The following is a 15,182-nucleotide window of genomic DNA, read 5'->3' on the forward strand; positions in this document are numbered from 1 at the left end:
ACCTACGGCAGGCGGGCTTTCCCTACAGTCAGTCCTACATCGAGTCGGTGCTCAACGAGCACCCCTCCACGGCGCGTTCACTGGTCGCCCTGTTCGAGGCGCTCTTCGATCCCCGCCCGTCGGGCTCGTCGAGGAATCGCGACGCCCAAGCGGCGGCTGCCGCGGTCGCCGCCGACATCGACGCGCTGATGAGCCTGGACACCGATCGCATCCTGCGGGCGTTCGCGTCGCTGGTGCAGGCGACGTTGCGCACCAATTACTTCGTGACCCGGGAGGGTTCGGCCCGCGCCCGAAATGTGCTGGCCCTCAAGCTCGATGCCCAGCTGATCGACGAACTGCCGCTGCCGCGGCCCAAGTACGAGATCTTCGTCTACTCGCCCCGCGTCGAGGGCGTGCACCTGCGGTTCGGGCCGGTGGCGCGCGGCGGGCTGCGCTGGTCGGACCGCCGCGACGATTTCCGCACCGAGATCCTCGGCCTGGTCAAGGCGCAGGCGGTGAAGAACGCCGTCATCGTGCCGGTCGGGGCCAAGGGCGGCTTCGTCGTCAAAAGGCCGCCGCTGGCGACCGGCGACCAGGCGGAGGACCGCGAGGCCATCCGTGCCGAGGGTGTCGCCTGCTATCAGCTGTTCATCTCCGGGCTCCTCGACGTCACCGACAACGTCGACCACAAAACGAAGAAGGTCAGCCCGCCGCCCGGGGTGATCCGGCGCGACGGCGACGACGCTTACCTGGTGGTGGCCGCGGACAAGGGCACCGCCACCTTCTCCGACATCGCCAACGACGTCGCGAAGTCCTACGGATTCTGGTTGGGTGATGCGTTCGCATCCGGCGGATCGGTGGGCTATGACCACAAGGCCATGGGCATCACGGCCAAAGGCGCGTGGGAGGCCGTCAAGCGACACTTCCGGGAGATGGGCGTCGACACCCAGTCCGAGGACTTCACGGTGGTGGGCGTGGGCGACATGAGCGGCGACGTGTTCGGCAACGGCATGCTGCTGTCCAGACACATCAGGCTGATCGCGGCCTTCGATCACCGGCACGTCTTTCTCGACCCCGACCCCGACCCCGCGGCCTCGTGGGAGGAGCGCCGGCGGATGTTCGACCTGCCGCGATCCAGCTGGGACGACTACGACAAGTCGCTGATCAGTGAGGGCGGCGGGGTGTACAGCCGCGAGCACAAATCCATCCCGGTCAGCTCGCAGGTGCGCGACGCGCTGGGCATCGACGGCGAGGTCACCGAAATGACGCCGCCGAACCTGATCAAGGCGATCCTGCAGGCGCCGGTCGACCTGCTGTTCAACGGGGGCATCGGCACCTACATCAAGGCCGAGTCGGAGTCCGACGCCGACGTCGGCGACCGCGCCAACGATCCCGTGCGGGTCAACGCGAGCCAGGTGCGCGCCAAGGTGATCGGGGAAGGCGGGAACCTGGGGGTGACCGCCCTTGGCCGCGTCGAATTCGATCTGTCGGGCGGGCGGATCAACACCGACGCCATGGACAACTCCGCCGGGGTGGACTGCTCGGACCACGAGGTCAACATCAAAATCCTGATCGACTCGCTGGTGACGGCAGGCCGCGTCGATCCCGCCGAGCGCAAAGAGCTGCTGGAGTCGATGACCGACGAGGTCGCGCAGCTGGTGCTCACCGACAACGAGGATCAAAACGACCTGATCGGCACCAGCCGCGCCAACGCGGCAAGCCTGCTGCCGGTGCACGGCAGGCAGATTCAGTACCTGGTCGACGAGCGAGGGCTCAACCGGGAACTCGAAGCGCTGCCATCGGAGAAGGAGATCGACCGCCGGTGCGAGGCCGGCATCGGGCTCACCTCGCCCGAGCTGTGCACGCTGATGGCGCACGTCAAACTCGGGCTCAAAGAGGAGATGCTGAACACCGAGCTGACCGAGCAGGACGTGTTCGCGTCCCGGTTGCCCCAATACTTCCCGACGCCGTTGCGGGAACGGTTCACCCCGGAGATCCGCACCCACCAGCTGCGCCGCGAGATCGTCACCACCATGCTGATCAACGACCTGGTCGACACCGCAGGCATCAGCTACGCGTTTCGGATCGTCGAGGACGTCGGCGTGGGGCCGGTCGACGCGGTGCGCACCTACGTAGCCACCGACGCCATCTTCGGCGTGGGCGAGATCTGGCGGCGGATCCGCGCCGCGAACCTGCCGGTCGCCATGTCGGACCGGCTCACGCTGGACACCCGACGGCTGATCGACCGCGCCGGCCGCTGGCTGCTCAACTACCGTCCGCAGCCGCTGGCCGTCGGCGCCGAGATCAACCGGTTCGCCGCGAAGGTCAAAGACCTCACGCCCCGGATGTCGGAGTGGCTGCGCGGCGACGACAAGGCGATCGTCGAGAAGGAGGCCGCCGAGTTCTCGTCGCAGGGTGCGCCCGAGGATCTGGCGTACATGATCGCCGCGGGCCTGTACCGCTTCAGCCTGCTCGACATCATCGACATCGCCGACATCAACGACATCGACGCCGCCGAGGTCGCGGACACCTACTTCGCCCTGATGGACCGGCTGGGCACCGACGGCCTGCTGACGGCGGTCTCCGAGCTACCCCGCAACGACCGGTGGCATTCGTTGGCGCGCTTGGCGATTCGCGATGACATCTACGCGTCACTACGGTCGTTGTGCTTCGACGTGCTCGCCGTGGGCGAGCCCGACGAGAGCGGCGAGGAGAAGATCGCCGAGTGGGAACATCTGTCGGCGTCAAGGGTGGAGCGGGCCCGCCGCACCCTCATCGAAATCCAAGAAAGCGGGGAGAAGGATCTTGCGACACTCTCGGTGGCCGCGCGCCAGATCCGGCGCATGACCCGCACCAGCGGGAGAGGATCCTCCAGTTGACCGTCGGCTTCGTAGCCCCCGTACCGGTGCGCTGGTCGGACATCGACATGTACCAGCACGTCAACCACGCCACCATGGTCACGATTCTGGAGGAGGCCCGGGTCCAGTTTCTGCGCGAAGCGTTCGAGGTCGATATCTTGACCATCGGGTTGCTGATCGCTGAGGTCAAGGTGACCTACAAAGGTCAACTGCGGCTGGTCGATTCGCCGCTGCAGGTGACGATGTGGACCAAGCGGTTGCGGGCGGTGGACTTCACGCTGGGCTACGAGGTGCGCTCGGTCAGCGCCGATCCTGAGTCCAAACCCGCCGTCATCGCCGAGTCGCAGCTGGCCGCCGTTCACATCGAGGAGGAGCGGCTGGTGCGGCTCTCCCCACACCATCGGGAGTATCTGCAACGGTGGATTCGGTAGTAGTTGACCGCGGGCTTTGGTTGGGGCCAGCCGACCGGGCCGCCCAGCGCAGGGATCTGGCCGCGTTCGTCGACTACGCGCTGCGCCTCGACGACGCCGCGGTCATTCGCCTGCGCGCTCGATCGGCGGGCCTGCTGACTGCCTGGGTGGCAACGGGTTTCGACGTCCTGGCCAGCCGGGTGGTGGGCGGCGAAGTGCGGCCCGAGGATCTGTCCGTGGGTGCGGACGCGCTGGCGCGCGGCCTGTCTGCGATGGACGACTCGGGCTACGTCGACCCCGGCTTCGCGATGGATTCCGCGTGGCGCGGGGCGCTGCCGCCGGACTCCGGCTTCACGCACCTCGACGACATACCCGCCCGGGTGATGCTCGACCTCGCGCAGCGCGGGGCGCAACTCGCCAAGGAGCATGGCAGTTCGCACGGTCCGCCGGTGTCGCTGCTCGACCAGGAAGTCGTCCAGGTGAGCTCGCCGGGCGGCAGTGTGGGACTGCCGATGCGGTGTGTGTTCGCCTTGACCGCAATGGGTTTCCTGCCGCAGTCGGCCGACGCCGTCGGCGCCGACGAGATGATCCGCGTTCGGATCCTGCCGACCTGGTTGCGCCTCGACGCCCGGTTTGGCTCGGTGTACCGGCGCCGCGGCGACCCGGCTCTCTTATTGAGCTGACGCCTGAGACGACCGGTGTCGGTCGGAAATCATGTTGAGTTAAATGCGGTCGTCGGGCGGCGGATCAGGTGCCGTAGACCATCCACAACGGCAGAGCCGCGTCGAGGTAATCCATGAACTTCTTGAGGCCGACGCGGTATTGCCCATAGCCGTACGGGTCTTCGGCGTACTCGGGGAACGCGATGCCCAGCCCGAACAGGCCGGGGGCGAGGATTCCGTTCATCCGGTTGTACTGCAGCGGTCCCCACTGGGGCGTCTCGGGCAGCTTTCGCTGCTCGAAGCCGACGGTGTAGACGACGCGGTCGCACTCGGCGAGCTTCTCGTCGAAGTCCGGGCCGGCAACCCAGCACCTTTCCAACCGTTCCGGGTACTCCCCGTCGATGTTCTCCCGGGCCCAGACGGCGGCTCGGCCCTTGAGGCCGGTGTCATCGAACAGTATCCAATCATCAAGATAGACAGCGTATTTGAGCGGACTGCGGTAAAAATTGATCACCCTGCCGACCGGAAGCCGCAGCAGGTGCGGCAGCGCGATCATCGACGAGTGCGACGAGCCGAAGACGCCAACCGTCGCGCCTTCGAGTGGCACCTCGGCGAGCCTGTCGGCGTCGAGGGCGACCTCGACCGGAATCGCGTCGATGGGGTAGTCGAGACTCTTCGGTTCCGCGCCGATCGCGAGGATCACGTTGTCCGACCTTACTTCCGAATCCTGCGTCTGGATCCGCCACTGCCGCCGTTGCAGCGACAGGCTGGTGGCCACCGTCTCGAACACGTGCACCCGTTCGCGCAGGTGCCCGGTGACCCACACCAACGGGTCGGCGACCAGGGCCAGGGCGCAAGTCTCCTCCGGGTCGACTTCGGCCAGCGGGGAAGGCGGGGCCTCCGAAAACCGAAAGGCCGCAGAGCCGTTCAAGAAACTCAGGAAGGTTCCGGCAATGGTGTTGCTGGACACCGACCGCCACTTGCCGCCCAGGTCACCCGCGGCGAAGGCAGGATCGAGCCAGGCGATCTTGTCAGGCGGCACGCTCTGATCGAGCAGCCGCCCCACCGCCGCGATTCCCGCGGGTCCGGCTCCGATCACTGTCCACGAGTAGGTCGCCATGTACTAGGTATAGAGCAGCGACGAGCCAAGCGCTGCGCCGGAACTTGGCCGAACCGGTCGACCGGCCCGCTCACACGATGTCGGCGAACATCAGCGCCGTGCCTGCGGCGGTGACGGTCTGAGTCACGATTTGCGCGTGGGTTAGTCGAACGGCGCGCGGCATCAGGTCCGTCCAGCGCCGGGCCATCCAGCGATACGCCCAGTAAATCGCCACGCCGGCGAACCCCAGTGCCGCGGTCCAGTTCACCGCGCCGACCCAATCGGGGGTTTCGTGCCGCATCGCGGGCGCGCCCGACTGTGCGGACATGTCCATCGCCGCGCCGCCCGAGTGCGCGGGCCCTCCCGGCAGGCTGCCGTTCATCGCCCCGTACATCCAGGCCATCGCCACCATCATCACGGCGTAGTAGTAGTTCGTCAGCCGGCCATCGACGGCCCACGGCGCGTGACCGGCGACGCCGACGAACCAGGCACCGCCGAGCAGAAAGCACATCGCCGCCGCGAAGGTCGGAAGGGTCATTCCCACGCCCCAGGTCATCAGGATCATCGCGGCCGACATCGCGAGGTGTAGCAGCTGGCTGACGACGCCCGTCCAGCATCGGCGTTGGGCGACAAGGAAATACGCATACGCAACAAAGCTGACGGCGAAGAGCGCCGTCACCACCCACCGCAACGTGTTATCCACCGACGCGCCTTTCACCGGTGGGCTCGATCTCGGCCATGGCACGACAGTACCCCCACCGGGTATGCCCCTTGCAAGCGACACCCCGGAACGTTATGCGAAAGCTACTGCTCCGCCGCGCCTTTGGTCGCTCAGGCCAGCCAGGCCGCGGTGTCGGGCGGGAGTTTGCCGTCGACCAGCGGTGCGCTGGTCACGATGAGTTCTCCCGGTGGCAGTGGGATGGGTCGGCGGCCGGCGTTCACCGCGCACACCGCACCGCCGCCGCGGCGGAAGATCAGCGCATCACGCGGTGCGTCCAGCCACTCGAGCCCGTCGCCGTCGAATTCGGTGCGCTCCTTGCGCGATTTGATGATGTGCTGGAAGAACGAGAAGGTCGATTTCGGGTCGGCGGTCTGCTTTTCGACGGTCAGCGCCGCCCACTCCCTGGGCATCGGCAACCAGGTGGCTGGCGACGAGGAGAAGCCGAATGGCGGCGCGTCGCCCGACCACGGGATCGGGACCCGGCACTTGTCGCGGCCGCGCTCGGTGTGCCCGGAGCGTTCCCACGTCGGGTCTTGGAGCACTTCGTCGGGCAGCGTCACGTCGGGGAGCCCCAGCTCCTCGCCGTTGTAGACGAACACCGCGCCCGGCAGCGCCAGCATCACCATCGCCATGGCGCGCGCCCGGCGCAACCCGAGCTCACCGTCGCCGTACCGGGTGACCTCGCGGCCGACGTCGTGGTTGGACAGCGTCCACGTCGGTGTGGCGTTCTCGATCGCGGTGGCCGCCAACGAGTTCTGGATGGCGTCATGGATTTGGGTCGCGTCGAAGTCGATCTTGGTCAGCCGGAAGTTGAAGCCGAGATGAAGCTCGTCCGGTCGCAGGTATTCGGCCCACCGGACGTTGTCCATGACCCAGACCTCGCCGATGGTCACCGCCCCCGGGTAGTCATCGACGATCGATCGGATCCCGCGGTGGATTTCGTGCACGCTCGGGTGGTTGAAGCGCGGGTCGTCATCGCTGTGGTGCAGGACCTTGATGTCGCCCCGCGCGTCGGGCAGGTCGGCCGGCTTGGCCATTCCGTGCGCGACGTCGATGCGGAATCCGTCGACGCCGCGTTCCAGCCAGAACCGCAGCGTCTTCTCGAAGTCGTCGAAGATGTCCGGGTGTTCCCAGTTCAGGTCCGGCTGCTCGGCGTCGAACAGGTGCAGGTACCACTGGCCCGGATTGCCGTCCGGTTCGATCACCCGCGTCCAGGCCGGCCCGCCGAACACCGACGTCCAGTTGTTCGGCGGCAGTTCGCCGTCGGAGCCGCGCCCGTCGCGAAAAAAGTAGCGGTCACGGGCGTCGGTGCCCGGACCGGCAGCCAGCGCAGCCTGAAACCACGGATGCGCCGAACTGCTGTGGTTGGGCACCACGTCCATGGTGATCTTGATGCCCCGCTCGTGTGCCGCCGCCACCAGCCGCTCGAACGCCGCCATCCCGCCGAACAACGGGTCGATGTCGCGCGGATCCGCGACGTCGTAGCCATGGTCGGCCATCGGCGACACGGTGACAGGGTTGAGCCAGATCGCGTCGACGCCGAGCCGTTCCAGGTGTTCCAGCCGAGCCGTCAGACCGTCCAGGTCGCCGACGCCGTCGCCGTCACTGTCGGCGAACGACCGCGGATACACCTGATAGAACACCGCGTCTGACCACCACGGCTTGGCGCTCATTCCACCCCGCTCATTGTCGTGGGCCGACATCACAACGCCGCGTTGACCAGCGAGTGGGCAGCCATTTCAAGGTAATCGAGCAACTGGCGCCGGTGCTCGTCGTCGAGGGTCTCCGAGTCGATCGAGCCGACGGCGATGTGCATGCAGCGCAGCCAGGCGTCGCGCTCGATGGGAGTGATCCGGAACGGGACGTGGCGCATGCGCAACCGGGGATGGCCCCGCTGGTCGGAGTAGGTGCGGGGACCGCCCCAGTACTGCTCGAGGAACATCCGCAGCCGCTCCTCGGCGCCCGCCAGGTCGTCTTCGGGGTAGATCTGGCGCAGGATCTCGTCCTCGGCGACCTGGGCGTAGAACCGGGACACGATCGCGTTGAACGTGGGGGCACCGCCGACGGCGTCATAGAAGGACTGGGGCTCGGAATCCATCGTCTCCATTGTGGTCCATTGCGGTGGCGCCGGGCCGCGCCGGGCCGACGGTGTGCCCGGTGTTCACCCGCGCGACATGCCGTTCACCTGCAATAGGGGTGCGATTGGCGGCGAATCATGGTGGACTATCGGCGGAGGATCTATGGCGCAGGGCAAAAGACGCCGCAGCCACCGCAGTTCCGGTGCCGCGGCAGGGTTAACCGGGCCCCCATCCGCGTCGTGCCTGCATAGCGTCGATAGCCATCCCCCCACCCGCCAAGACACCGCATCCGTGTGGAGCCGCCGGCGCGTGCTGCTGCTGAATTCCACCTACGAGCCGCTGACCGCCCTGCCGATGCGCCGGGCCATCGTGATGGTGATCTGCGGCAAGGCCGACGTGGTCCACCACGACCCGGCGGGGCCGGTGATCCACTCGGCCACCAGCTCGATCCTGGTGCCCTCGGTGATCCAGCTGCGGTCCTATGTGCGCGTCCCCTACCGCGCCCGGGTCCCGATGACCCGCGCCGCGCTGATGCACCGCGACCGGTTCTCCTGCGCCTACTGCGGGGCCAAGGCCGACACGGTCGATCACGTGGTGCCCCGCAGCCGCGGCGGCGACCACTCCTGGGAGAACTGCGTCGCGTGCTGCTCGACGTGCAACCACCGCAAGGGCGACAAGCTACTGACCGAACTCGGCTGGGTGCTGCGCCGTACGCCGCTGCCGCCGACGGGGCAGCACTGGCGGCTGCTCTCGACGGTCAAGGAGCTCGATCCGGCCTGGGCGCGTTACCTCGGCGAAGGCGCGGCCTGACTAATCTCGTGTCCGAGTGTGCCGACGAATCACCGCGTGAGATACGGTTTTCGTCGTGAGCCTTTTGCAGATTCACCTGTACTTCATCGGGATACCGTTGCTGCTGGTGGTCGTCCTGGCGCTGCTGATCTGGTCTCGCAAGGGACCGCACCCGGCGACCTACAAGCTGGGGGAGAAGTGGACCCACCCGCCGATTTTGTGGGCGGCCACGGACGAAGACGTCGGCCACGCTCACGGCGGGCACGGCGGACATGAATTCGCAGTCGGAGGTGGCGCCAGTGGCACGTGGTGAGTTAGCGACGATCGAGCCCGACGAGCTGCCCAACGGCTGGGTGATCACCACCAGCGGGCGCCTTTCCGGGGTGACCGAGCCGGGCGAGCTGTCGGTTCATTTCCCCTTCCCGACCAAGGACCTCGTCGCCATCGATGACGCCCTTAAGTTCGGCTCGCGGGCGTCGAAGGCTCGGTTCGCCATCTACCTCGGCGACCTGGGCAACGACACCGCCGCCCGCGCGCGCGAGATCCTGGCCAAGGTGCCCACGCCGGACGACGCCGTGCTGCTGGCGGTCTCGCCCGACCAGAAGGTCATCGAGGTCGTCTACGGCTCGCAGGTCCGCGGCCGCGGCGCCGAGTCGTCGGCGCCGCTGGGGGTCGCCGCCGCGACCTCGGCGTTCCAGCGCGGTGACCTGGTCGACGGCCTGGTCAGCGCGATCCGCGTCATGAGCGCGGGGATCTCTCCGGCCTAGTGGCGATCGCGAGCGCGGCGTAGCCGGGCGTGGCGGGTCGCCACCGTTTGGTCTAGTGGCGATCGCGAGCGCGGCGTAGCCGGGCGTGGCGGGTCGCCACCGTTTGGTCTAGTGGCGATCGCGAGCGCGGCGTAGCCGGGCGTGGCGGGTCGCCACCATCCGGTCTAGTCGGCCGCGTCGAACGTGCGCGCCCGCAGGGCCCGCTTCACACCGGCCTGGCCTTCGAGGACCAGCCGCCGCAACGCGGGCGGCACCTCCGGGTCGGACAGGAACTTGTCGGCGGCCGCGATGCCGGCCTCGCTGATGTTCCAGTGCGGGTACAGGCCGATCACCACCGTTTGCGCGACTTCGCTGGACCGCCGCGCCCACACGCCCGGGATCGCCGCGAAGTAGCGATCCGTGAACGGTGCGAGCAGATCCTGCTGACCCGATGGGGCGAAGCCCGCGATGATGGCGCGGGCCGTGATGTTGGCCAGGGTGTCGTCCTCGATCACCGTCGTCCAGGCCTGCTCCTTGACCTCAGGTTGCGGTCGCGCCGTCGCCGCCTGGGCGCCGTGGCGCTTGCCGGCAGCGGTGGGGTCGCGCTGCACCTCCGCGTCGATGAAGGGCGTCGCGGGCCCGTCGGCGTCGATCTCGCCGGCGCTGGCGAGCGCGGTGACGATGCGCCACCGCAGGTCGGTGTCGATCTCGAGGCCGGCCAATCCGAGATCCGCCGGGTCGTGGTCGAGCAGGTCTGCCAGCGTCACGACGTGCCGGGTCGACAGCACCGACGAGCACAGGGTGTTGACGAACGCGAGCTGATGATCCGAGCCGGGCTCGGCGGCGCGGGCCAGCTCCAGCAGCCGGTCGGCGAACTGCGGCCACCCGTGTTCGTGTGCCCAGGCCGGCTCGGCGTAGGAGGCCAGCGCCGTCTGGGCCTGCAGCAGCAGCCGCTGCGCCACCCCCACCTCGGTTTCGGCGTGCACGCCACCCGAAACCAGGGCCACGAAGTCGCGGGCGCGCAGTTCGGCCTCTCGCGTCATCTCCCACGCCGCCGACCACACCAGCGAACGCGGCAGCGGCTCGGCGATGTCGGCGATCCGCGCCAGCGCGGTCTGCAGCGACTCGCCGTCCAGCCGCAGCGAGCAATACGTCAGATCGTCATCGTTGACCAGGACCAGCTGACCGCGTGAAACGCCAACCAGCGCAGGCACTTCCGTGACGGCATCTTCGACGTCGAGCTCTTCCCGCCGCACGCGCACCAGCTTGCCGGCCCCGTCGTCGTCGTAGATCCCGATCGCCAGCCGGTGCACCCGCGTCTCGCCGGCCCCCGGGGCGGCGCCACTCTGGGTCACCGCGAACCGGGAGAACCTGCCGTCGGCGTCGACGTCGAAATCCGGCCGCAGCGTGTTCAGGCCGGTCGTCTTCAACCACTGCTGGCCCCAGTCGGACAGGTCGCGGCCCGACGCCTTCTCGAGCGCGGCGACCAGGTCGTCGAAGGTCGCGTTGCCGAACGCGTGGCTACGGAAATAGTCGCGCAACCCCGCCAGGAAATGCTCCAGCCCGACGTAGGCGACGAGCTGCTTGAGCACGGAGGCGCCCTTGGCATAGGTGATGCCGTCGAAGTTCACCTCGACCGCGGCCAGGTCGGGGATGTCGGCGGCGATCGGATGCGTCGACGGCAACTGGTCCTGGCGATACGCCCACGACTTCTCGACGGTCGCGAAAGTCGTCCAGGCCTCGGTGAATTCGGTGGCCTCCGCCTGGCAGAGCACCGACGCGAACGTCGCGAACGACTCGTTGAGCCACAGGTCGTCCCACCAGGTCATGGTGACCAGGTCCCCGAACCACATGTGCGCCATCTCGTGCAGCACCGTCTCGGCGCGCCGCTCGTAGGAGGCCCGGGTGACCTTGCTGCGAAAGACGTAGTCCTCCAGGAAGGTCACCGCGCCCGCGTTTTCCATTGCGCCGGCGTTGAATTCGGGAACGAAGAGCTGGTCGTATTTGCCGAACGCGTACGGTAGCCCAAAGTTCTTGTGGTAGAAGCTAAATCCCTGTTTGGTCTGGGTAAAGAGCCGCTCGGCGTCCATGTGGCGCGCCAGGGACTCCCGGCAGAAGATGCCCAGCGGGATCTCCCCGTGTTCGTCGGTGTAGGTGTCGTTCCATTCGGCGTACGGGCCGGCGATCAAGGCCACCAGGTAGGTGCTCATCCGCGGGGTGGTGGCGAAGGTGTGCGTGCCGTCCTCCACAGACACCGTCGCGCCGTTGGAGATCACCTTCCAGTGTGAGGGCGCGGTCACCCGCAGTTCGAACGTGGCCTTCAGGTCGGGCTGGTCGAAGCACGCGAACATCCGCTTGGCATCGGCGGTCTCGAACTGCGAGTACAGGTACATTTCGTCGTCGACCGGGTCGACGAAGCGGTGCAGGCCCTCGCCGGTATTGGAGTAGCGGCAGTCCGCGTCGACCTCCAGGACATTGCGCTTCTGCAGGCCGAGCAACGGGATGCCCGTCGATTCGTCGTATCCCGACACGTCGAGCTCGTGGCCGTTGAGAGTGGCGGCGCGCACCGTCTCGGCCGCGAGGTCGATATAGGTGTCGGCGCCGGGCAGCGCGTCGAACACCACCGTGGTAATGGATCGGAACGTGCGGTCGCCGGGTGCGCCGTTGCCGTCGGTCACGTCAAGGTCGATCCGGTAGCTGTCGACGGTGATCAGGGCGGCGCGCTCGACGGCCTGGTCCCGAGTCAGATTAGGAAGGGCCACGCGTCCAACTTACGTCCCCCGGCCTCATCTCGGGCACTGCGGGAACAGGGGCGGGGCGCCTACGGTTGTGCTGGACGGTGTGTTGACCGACGAGAGGATTGCGCTATGCCTGACAACGCTGCCGGGAAAGACCAAGCCGATTTCTGGTTCGATCCGCTGTGCCCGTGGTGCTGGATCACGTCGCGCTGGATCCTCGAGGTGGAGAAGGTTCGCGACATCGACGTGCACTTCCACGTCATGAGCCTCGCGATTCTCAACGAGAACCGCGAAGGGCTGCCTGACAAGTACCGCGAGATGATGAAGCACGCCTGGGGTCCGGTGCGGGTGGCGATCGCCGCCGAGCAGGCCCACGGGGCCGGAGTCCTGGACCCGCTGTACACGGCGATGGGCACCCGGATTCACAACGAGGACAACAAGAACCTCGAAGAGGTCATCAAGCTGTCGCTGGCCGACGCCGGCCTGCCGGCGGAACTCGCCGAGGCCGCCACCAGCGACGCCTACGACGACGCCCTGCGCAAGAGCCACCACGCCGGCATGGACGCGGTCGGTGACGACGTCGGCACGCCGACCATTCACGTCAACGGTGTCGCGTTCTTCGGCCCGGTGCTCTCGAAGATCCCGCGCGGCGAGGAGGCCGGCAAGCTGTGGGACGCGTCGGTGACCTTCGCGTCCTACCCGCACTTCTTCGAACTCAAGCGGACCCGCACCGAGAAGCCCGAATTCGACTAGGTCGTCGGGCGGCGACCCGCCGCGCCCGGCTTCGTCGCGCTTGCGATCGCCGCTGACTGGATGGCGGCGACCCGCCGCGCCCGGCTGTGTAAGGATGGCGGGCATGCGCGTCTACCTCGGCTCTGACCACGCCGGATTCGAGCTCAAGCAGCACATCATCGCCCACCTCCAAGGGGCCGGGCACGAGCCGATCGATTGCGGCGCCTTCACCTATGACGCCGAGGACGACTACCCGGCGTTCTGCATCGCCGCGGCGACCCGCACGGTGGCCGACCCGGACAGCCTGGGCATCGTGCTGGGCGGGTCGGGCAACGGCGAACAGATCGCGGCCAACAAGGTGCCCGGGGCTCGCTGCGCGCTGGCGTGGAGCGTCGAGACGGCGACGCTGGCCCGCGAACACAACAACGCCCAGTTGATCGGCATCGGCGGGCGCATGCACACCGTCGAGGAGGCGTTGGCCATCGTGGACGCCTTCCTGAGCGCGCAATGGTCGAAAGCCGAACGCCACCAACGGCGTATCGACATTCTCGCCGAATACGAGCGCACCCACCAGGCGCCGCCCGTGCCCGGCGCGCCGGCGTAAGACATGCCCGAAGGGCATACCCTGCACCGGCTGGCCCGGCTGCACCAGCGCCGATTCGGTGGCGCTCCCGTGGCGGTGTCGAGCCCGCAGGGCCGTTTCGTCGACTCGGCCGTGGTGGACGGCCGCGTGCTGCGCCGCACCAGTGTCTGGGGCAAACACCTCTTCCACCACTACGACGGCGGGCCGATCGTGCACGTCCATCTCGGCCTTTACGGCGCCTTCACCGAATGGCCACGCGAGGGGAGGGTCCTCCCGGAACCGGTCGGGCAGGTGCGGATGCGCATGGTCGGCGCGGACTACGGCACCGACTTGCGCGGACCGACCGTCTGCGAGGTGATCGACGAGGGCCAGGTGTCCGACGTCCTCGCCAAGCTCGGCCCCGATCCGTTGCGCAACGACGCCGACCCGTCCTGGGCTTGGAATCGAATTACGAAGTCCCGCAGGCCTATCGGCGCGTTGTTGATGGATCAGACCATCGTCGCGGGCGTGGGCAACGTCTACCGAAACGAGCTGCTCTACCGCCACCACATCGATCCGTTCCGCCCCGGCCGAGACGTCGGCGAAGGGGAGTTCGACGCGGCATGGACCGATCTGGTCGCGCTGATGAAGGTCGGCTTACGCCGCGGGAAGATCGTGGTCGTGCGGCCCGAGCACGACCACGGGCCGCCGTCGTATCGGGCCGGGCGGCCCAGGACATACGTGTACCGCCGCGCCGGCGAGGCCTGCCGCGTCTGCGGGGATTCGATCCGCACGGCCGTCTTGGAAGGCCGCAACGTGTTCTGGTGCCCGACCTGCCAGAAGTGACGCGGCCGCAACGGCGGGAATTTCGCACCAAGAAACGTTCGCGTTCACTGTTTAGGGGTGGCGGCCACCGGGGTATTGGTTAGGTTATGAAAACAATTCCTCGTTTGGCCGCAACGGCTATCGCGATTGGCGGGTTGGGGCTGGCGGGCTTGGGCGTCGCTACTGAAGCGGCAGCGCATCCCGGACCCTTCCCGCAGTGGTGCCCGGGTGAGTTTTGGGATCCGGGCTGGGGCAACAACTGGGACTGGAACAGCTGCCACGACTGGCGCGGGGGGCCACCGGGACCTCCGGGGTGGGGACATCCGGGTCCGCCACCGCCTCCTGGGCCATGGGGCCCACCCGGGCCGCCCGGGCCGCCCGGCTGGCACCCCTGATCCGCGCAACGACGAACGCGCCCTGCCGAACCGGCGGGGCGCGTTTTCACAAGCGTTAGACGACCCCGAGCGCCGCGTAGACCTCGTTGCTTAAGGCGAGGCTGCGCGGGTCGGCGTTGGCCTTGGTGGCGTCGAAGCGGTTCATCACGTACGCGTAGCCGATCCGGTGTTCCAGATCGACGAAACCGAAGGAGCCGCCCAGCCCGCCGTGGCCGAAGATCCGGGGGTTGGGCCCGTTGACGCACCGTTGATTGAGCATGTATCCCAGCCCCCACCCGTGGTCGGCCACCCGCGGCCCCAGCACCAGATCGGTGTCCAGCCCGCCCTGACATTCCCGCACCAGGTCCATGTGCTCACGGCTGAGCACCTTCTCCTGCGCCAGCACGTTGTAGAACGTCGCCAAGCCCAGGGCCGAGACTTGCCCGTTGGTACCGGGAAACTCGAGTTCGCGCCACAGCCGCAGGTCGTGGGAGCCGAGCTCGTCGTCGGGGGCGAAACCCATCGAGATCGACAGGGCGGCCTTGGGGTGCTCGGTGAGGCTCGTCGGGTAGCCGGGCGCCTGCGCATCGGCCAGCAGGTCGCGGGCGT

15 protein-coding genes are annotated in these 15,182 nt (G+C 67.9%); 9 read left to right on the forward strand and 6 right to left on the reverse strand.

The window, feature by feature from the left end:
• The 3 genes from A9X05_RS09710 to A9X05_RS09720 all read left to right on the forward strand — a co-directional run.
• On the forward strand, nucleotides 1-2,858 hold a 2,858-nt coding region (locus A9X05_RS09710), incomplete at its 5' end, for an NAD-glutamate dehydrogenase domain-containing protein (protein WP_197498990.1).
• A complete protein-coding gene (locus tag A9X05_RS09715) occupies nucleotides 2,855-3,268 on the forward strand; it encodes a thioesterase family protein (RefSeq protein ID WP_067749490.1) in 414 nt (137 codons plus the stop codon). The genes A9X05_RS09710 and A9X05_RS09715, both read left to right, overlap by 4 nt.
• A complete protein-coding gene (locus tag A9X05_RS09720) occupies nucleotides 3,256-3,930 on the forward strand; it encodes a hypothetical protein (protein ID WP_067749492.1) in 675 nt (224 codons plus the stop codon). The genes A9X05_RS09715 and A9X05_RS09720 overlap by 13 nt, the downstream gene beginning before the upstream one ends.
• Nucleotides 3,931-3,994: 64 nt before the next feature.
• Here the strand turns inward: A9X05_RS09720 and A9X05_RS09725 are convergent, their stop codons facing one another.
• From A9X05_RS09725 to A9X05_RS09740, 4 genes are all read right to left on the reverse strand, one after another.
• On the reverse strand, nucleotides 3,995-5,008 hold the full coding sequence (locus tag A9X05_RS09725; RefSeq protein ID WP_067749522.1) for a pyridine nucleotide-disulfide oxidoreductase: 1,014 nt from the start codon (nucleotides 5,006-5,008) through the stop codon (nucleotides 3,995-3,997).
• A gap of 91 nt (nucleotides 5,009-5,099) precedes the next feature.
• Nucleotides 5,100-5,711 (reverse strand): DUF5134 domain-containing protein, encoded by a 612-nt coding sequence (locus A9X05_RS09730; RefSeq protein ID WP_067749524.1) that lies wholly within the window; start codon nucleotides 5,709-5,711, stop codon nucleotides 5,100-5,102.
• Between the two features lie 128 nt (nucleotides 5,712-5,839).
• Nucleotides 5,840-7,432, reverse strand: a complete 1,593-nt coding sequence (locus A9X05_RS09735) for a glycoside hydrolase family 13 protein (RefSeq protein ID WP_197498991.1) — start codon at nucleotides 7,430-7,432, stop codon at nucleotides 5,840-5,842.
• On the reverse strand, nucleotides 7,432-7,827 hold the full coding sequence (locus A9X05_RS09740) for a globin (protein ID WP_067749526.1): 396 nt from the start codon (nucleotides 7,825-7,827) through the stop codon (nucleotides 7,432-7,434). Before A9X05_RS09740 ends, A9X05_RS09735 begins: the two co-directional genes overlap by 1 nt.
• Before the next feature lie 142 nt (nucleotides 7,828-7,969).
• On the opposite strand from A9X05_RS09740, the gene A9X05_RS09745 reads away from it, so the two are divergent.
• The 3 genes from A9X05_RS09745 to A9X05_RS09755 all read left to right on the forward strand — a co-directional run bounded on the left by A9X05_RS09745 (nucleotide 7,970) and on the right by A9X05_RS09755 (nucleotide 9,363).
• Nucleotides 7,970-8,617: an HNH endonuclease gene (locus A9X05_RS09745; RefSeq protein ID WP_067749494.1), complete on the forward strand. Its 648-nt coding sequence runs from the start codon at nucleotides 7,970-7,972 to the stop codon at nucleotides 8,615-8,617.
• 64 nt (nucleotides 8,618-8,681) lie between these two features.
• Nucleotides 8,682-8,909, forward strand: coding sequence for a hypothetical protein (locus tag A9X05_RS09750; protein WP_067780943.1), 228 nt, complete (start codon nucleotides 8,682-8,684; stop codon nucleotides 8,907-8,909).
• Entirely contained in the window at nucleotides 8,896-9,363 is a 468-nt protein-coding gene (locus A9X05_RS09755; RefSeq protein WP_067749500.1) for a DUF5130 domain-containing protein, read from the forward strand. The genes A9X05_RS09750 and A9X05_RS09755 overlap by 14 nt, the downstream gene beginning before the upstream one ends.
• A 164-nt stretch (nucleotides 9,364-9,527) precedes the next feature.
• Here the strand turns inward: A9X05_RS09755 and pepN are convergent, their stop codons facing one another.
• Complete coding sequence (pepN, locus tag A9X05_RS09760; protein WP_067749502.1) at nucleotides 9,528-12,104, reverse strand: aminopeptidase N; 2,577 nt, start codon at nucleotides 12,102-12,104, stop codon at nucleotides 9,528-9,530.
• Nucleotides 12,105-12,209: 105 nt separating this feature from the next.
• Here pepN and A9X05_RS09765 point away from each other — a divergent pair, with 105 nt between their 5' ends.
• The 3 genes from A9X05_RS09765 (at nucleotide 12,210) to A9X05_RS09775 (ending at nucleotide 14,220) form a co-directional block, all read left to right on the forward strand.
• The gene (locus tag A9X05_RS09765) at nucleotides 12,210-12,833 is read left to right on the forward strand and encodes an Rv2466c family mycothiol-dependent reductase (protein ID WP_067749503.1); all 624 of its coding nucleotides are present in this window, start codon (nucleotides 12,210-12,212) and stop codon (nucleotides 12,831-12,833) included.
• 103 nt (nucleotides 12,834-12,936) lie between these two features.
• Nucleotides 12,937-13,416, forward strand: coding sequence for a ribose-5-phosphate isomerase (locus tag A9X05_RS09770; RefSeq protein WP_067749531.1), 480 nt, complete (start codon nucleotides 12,937-12,939; stop codon nucleotides 13,414-13,416).
• A 3-nt stretch (nucleotides 13,417-13,419) separates the two neighbouring features.
• Complete coding sequence (locus tag A9X05_RS09775) at nucleotides 13,420-14,220, forward strand: Fpg/Nei family DNA glycosylase (RefSeq protein ID WP_067749505.1); 801 nt, start codon at nucleotides 13,420-13,422, stop codon at nucleotides 14,218-14,220.
• Nucleotides 14,221-14,649: 429 nt separating this feature from the next.
• On the opposite strand, the gene A9X05_RS09780 is transcribed toward A9X05_RS09775, so the two are convergent.
• The coding region (locus A9X05_RS09780; protein WP_156736602.1) for a serine hydrolase at nucleotides 14,650-15,182 on the reverse strand (533 nt) is incomplete at its 5' end.

Source organism: Mycobacterium sp. E3298, from assembly GCF_001666895.1.
Taxonomy (GTDB): Bacteria; Actinomycetota; Actinomycetes; order Mycobacteriales; family Mycobacteriaceae; genus Mycobacterium.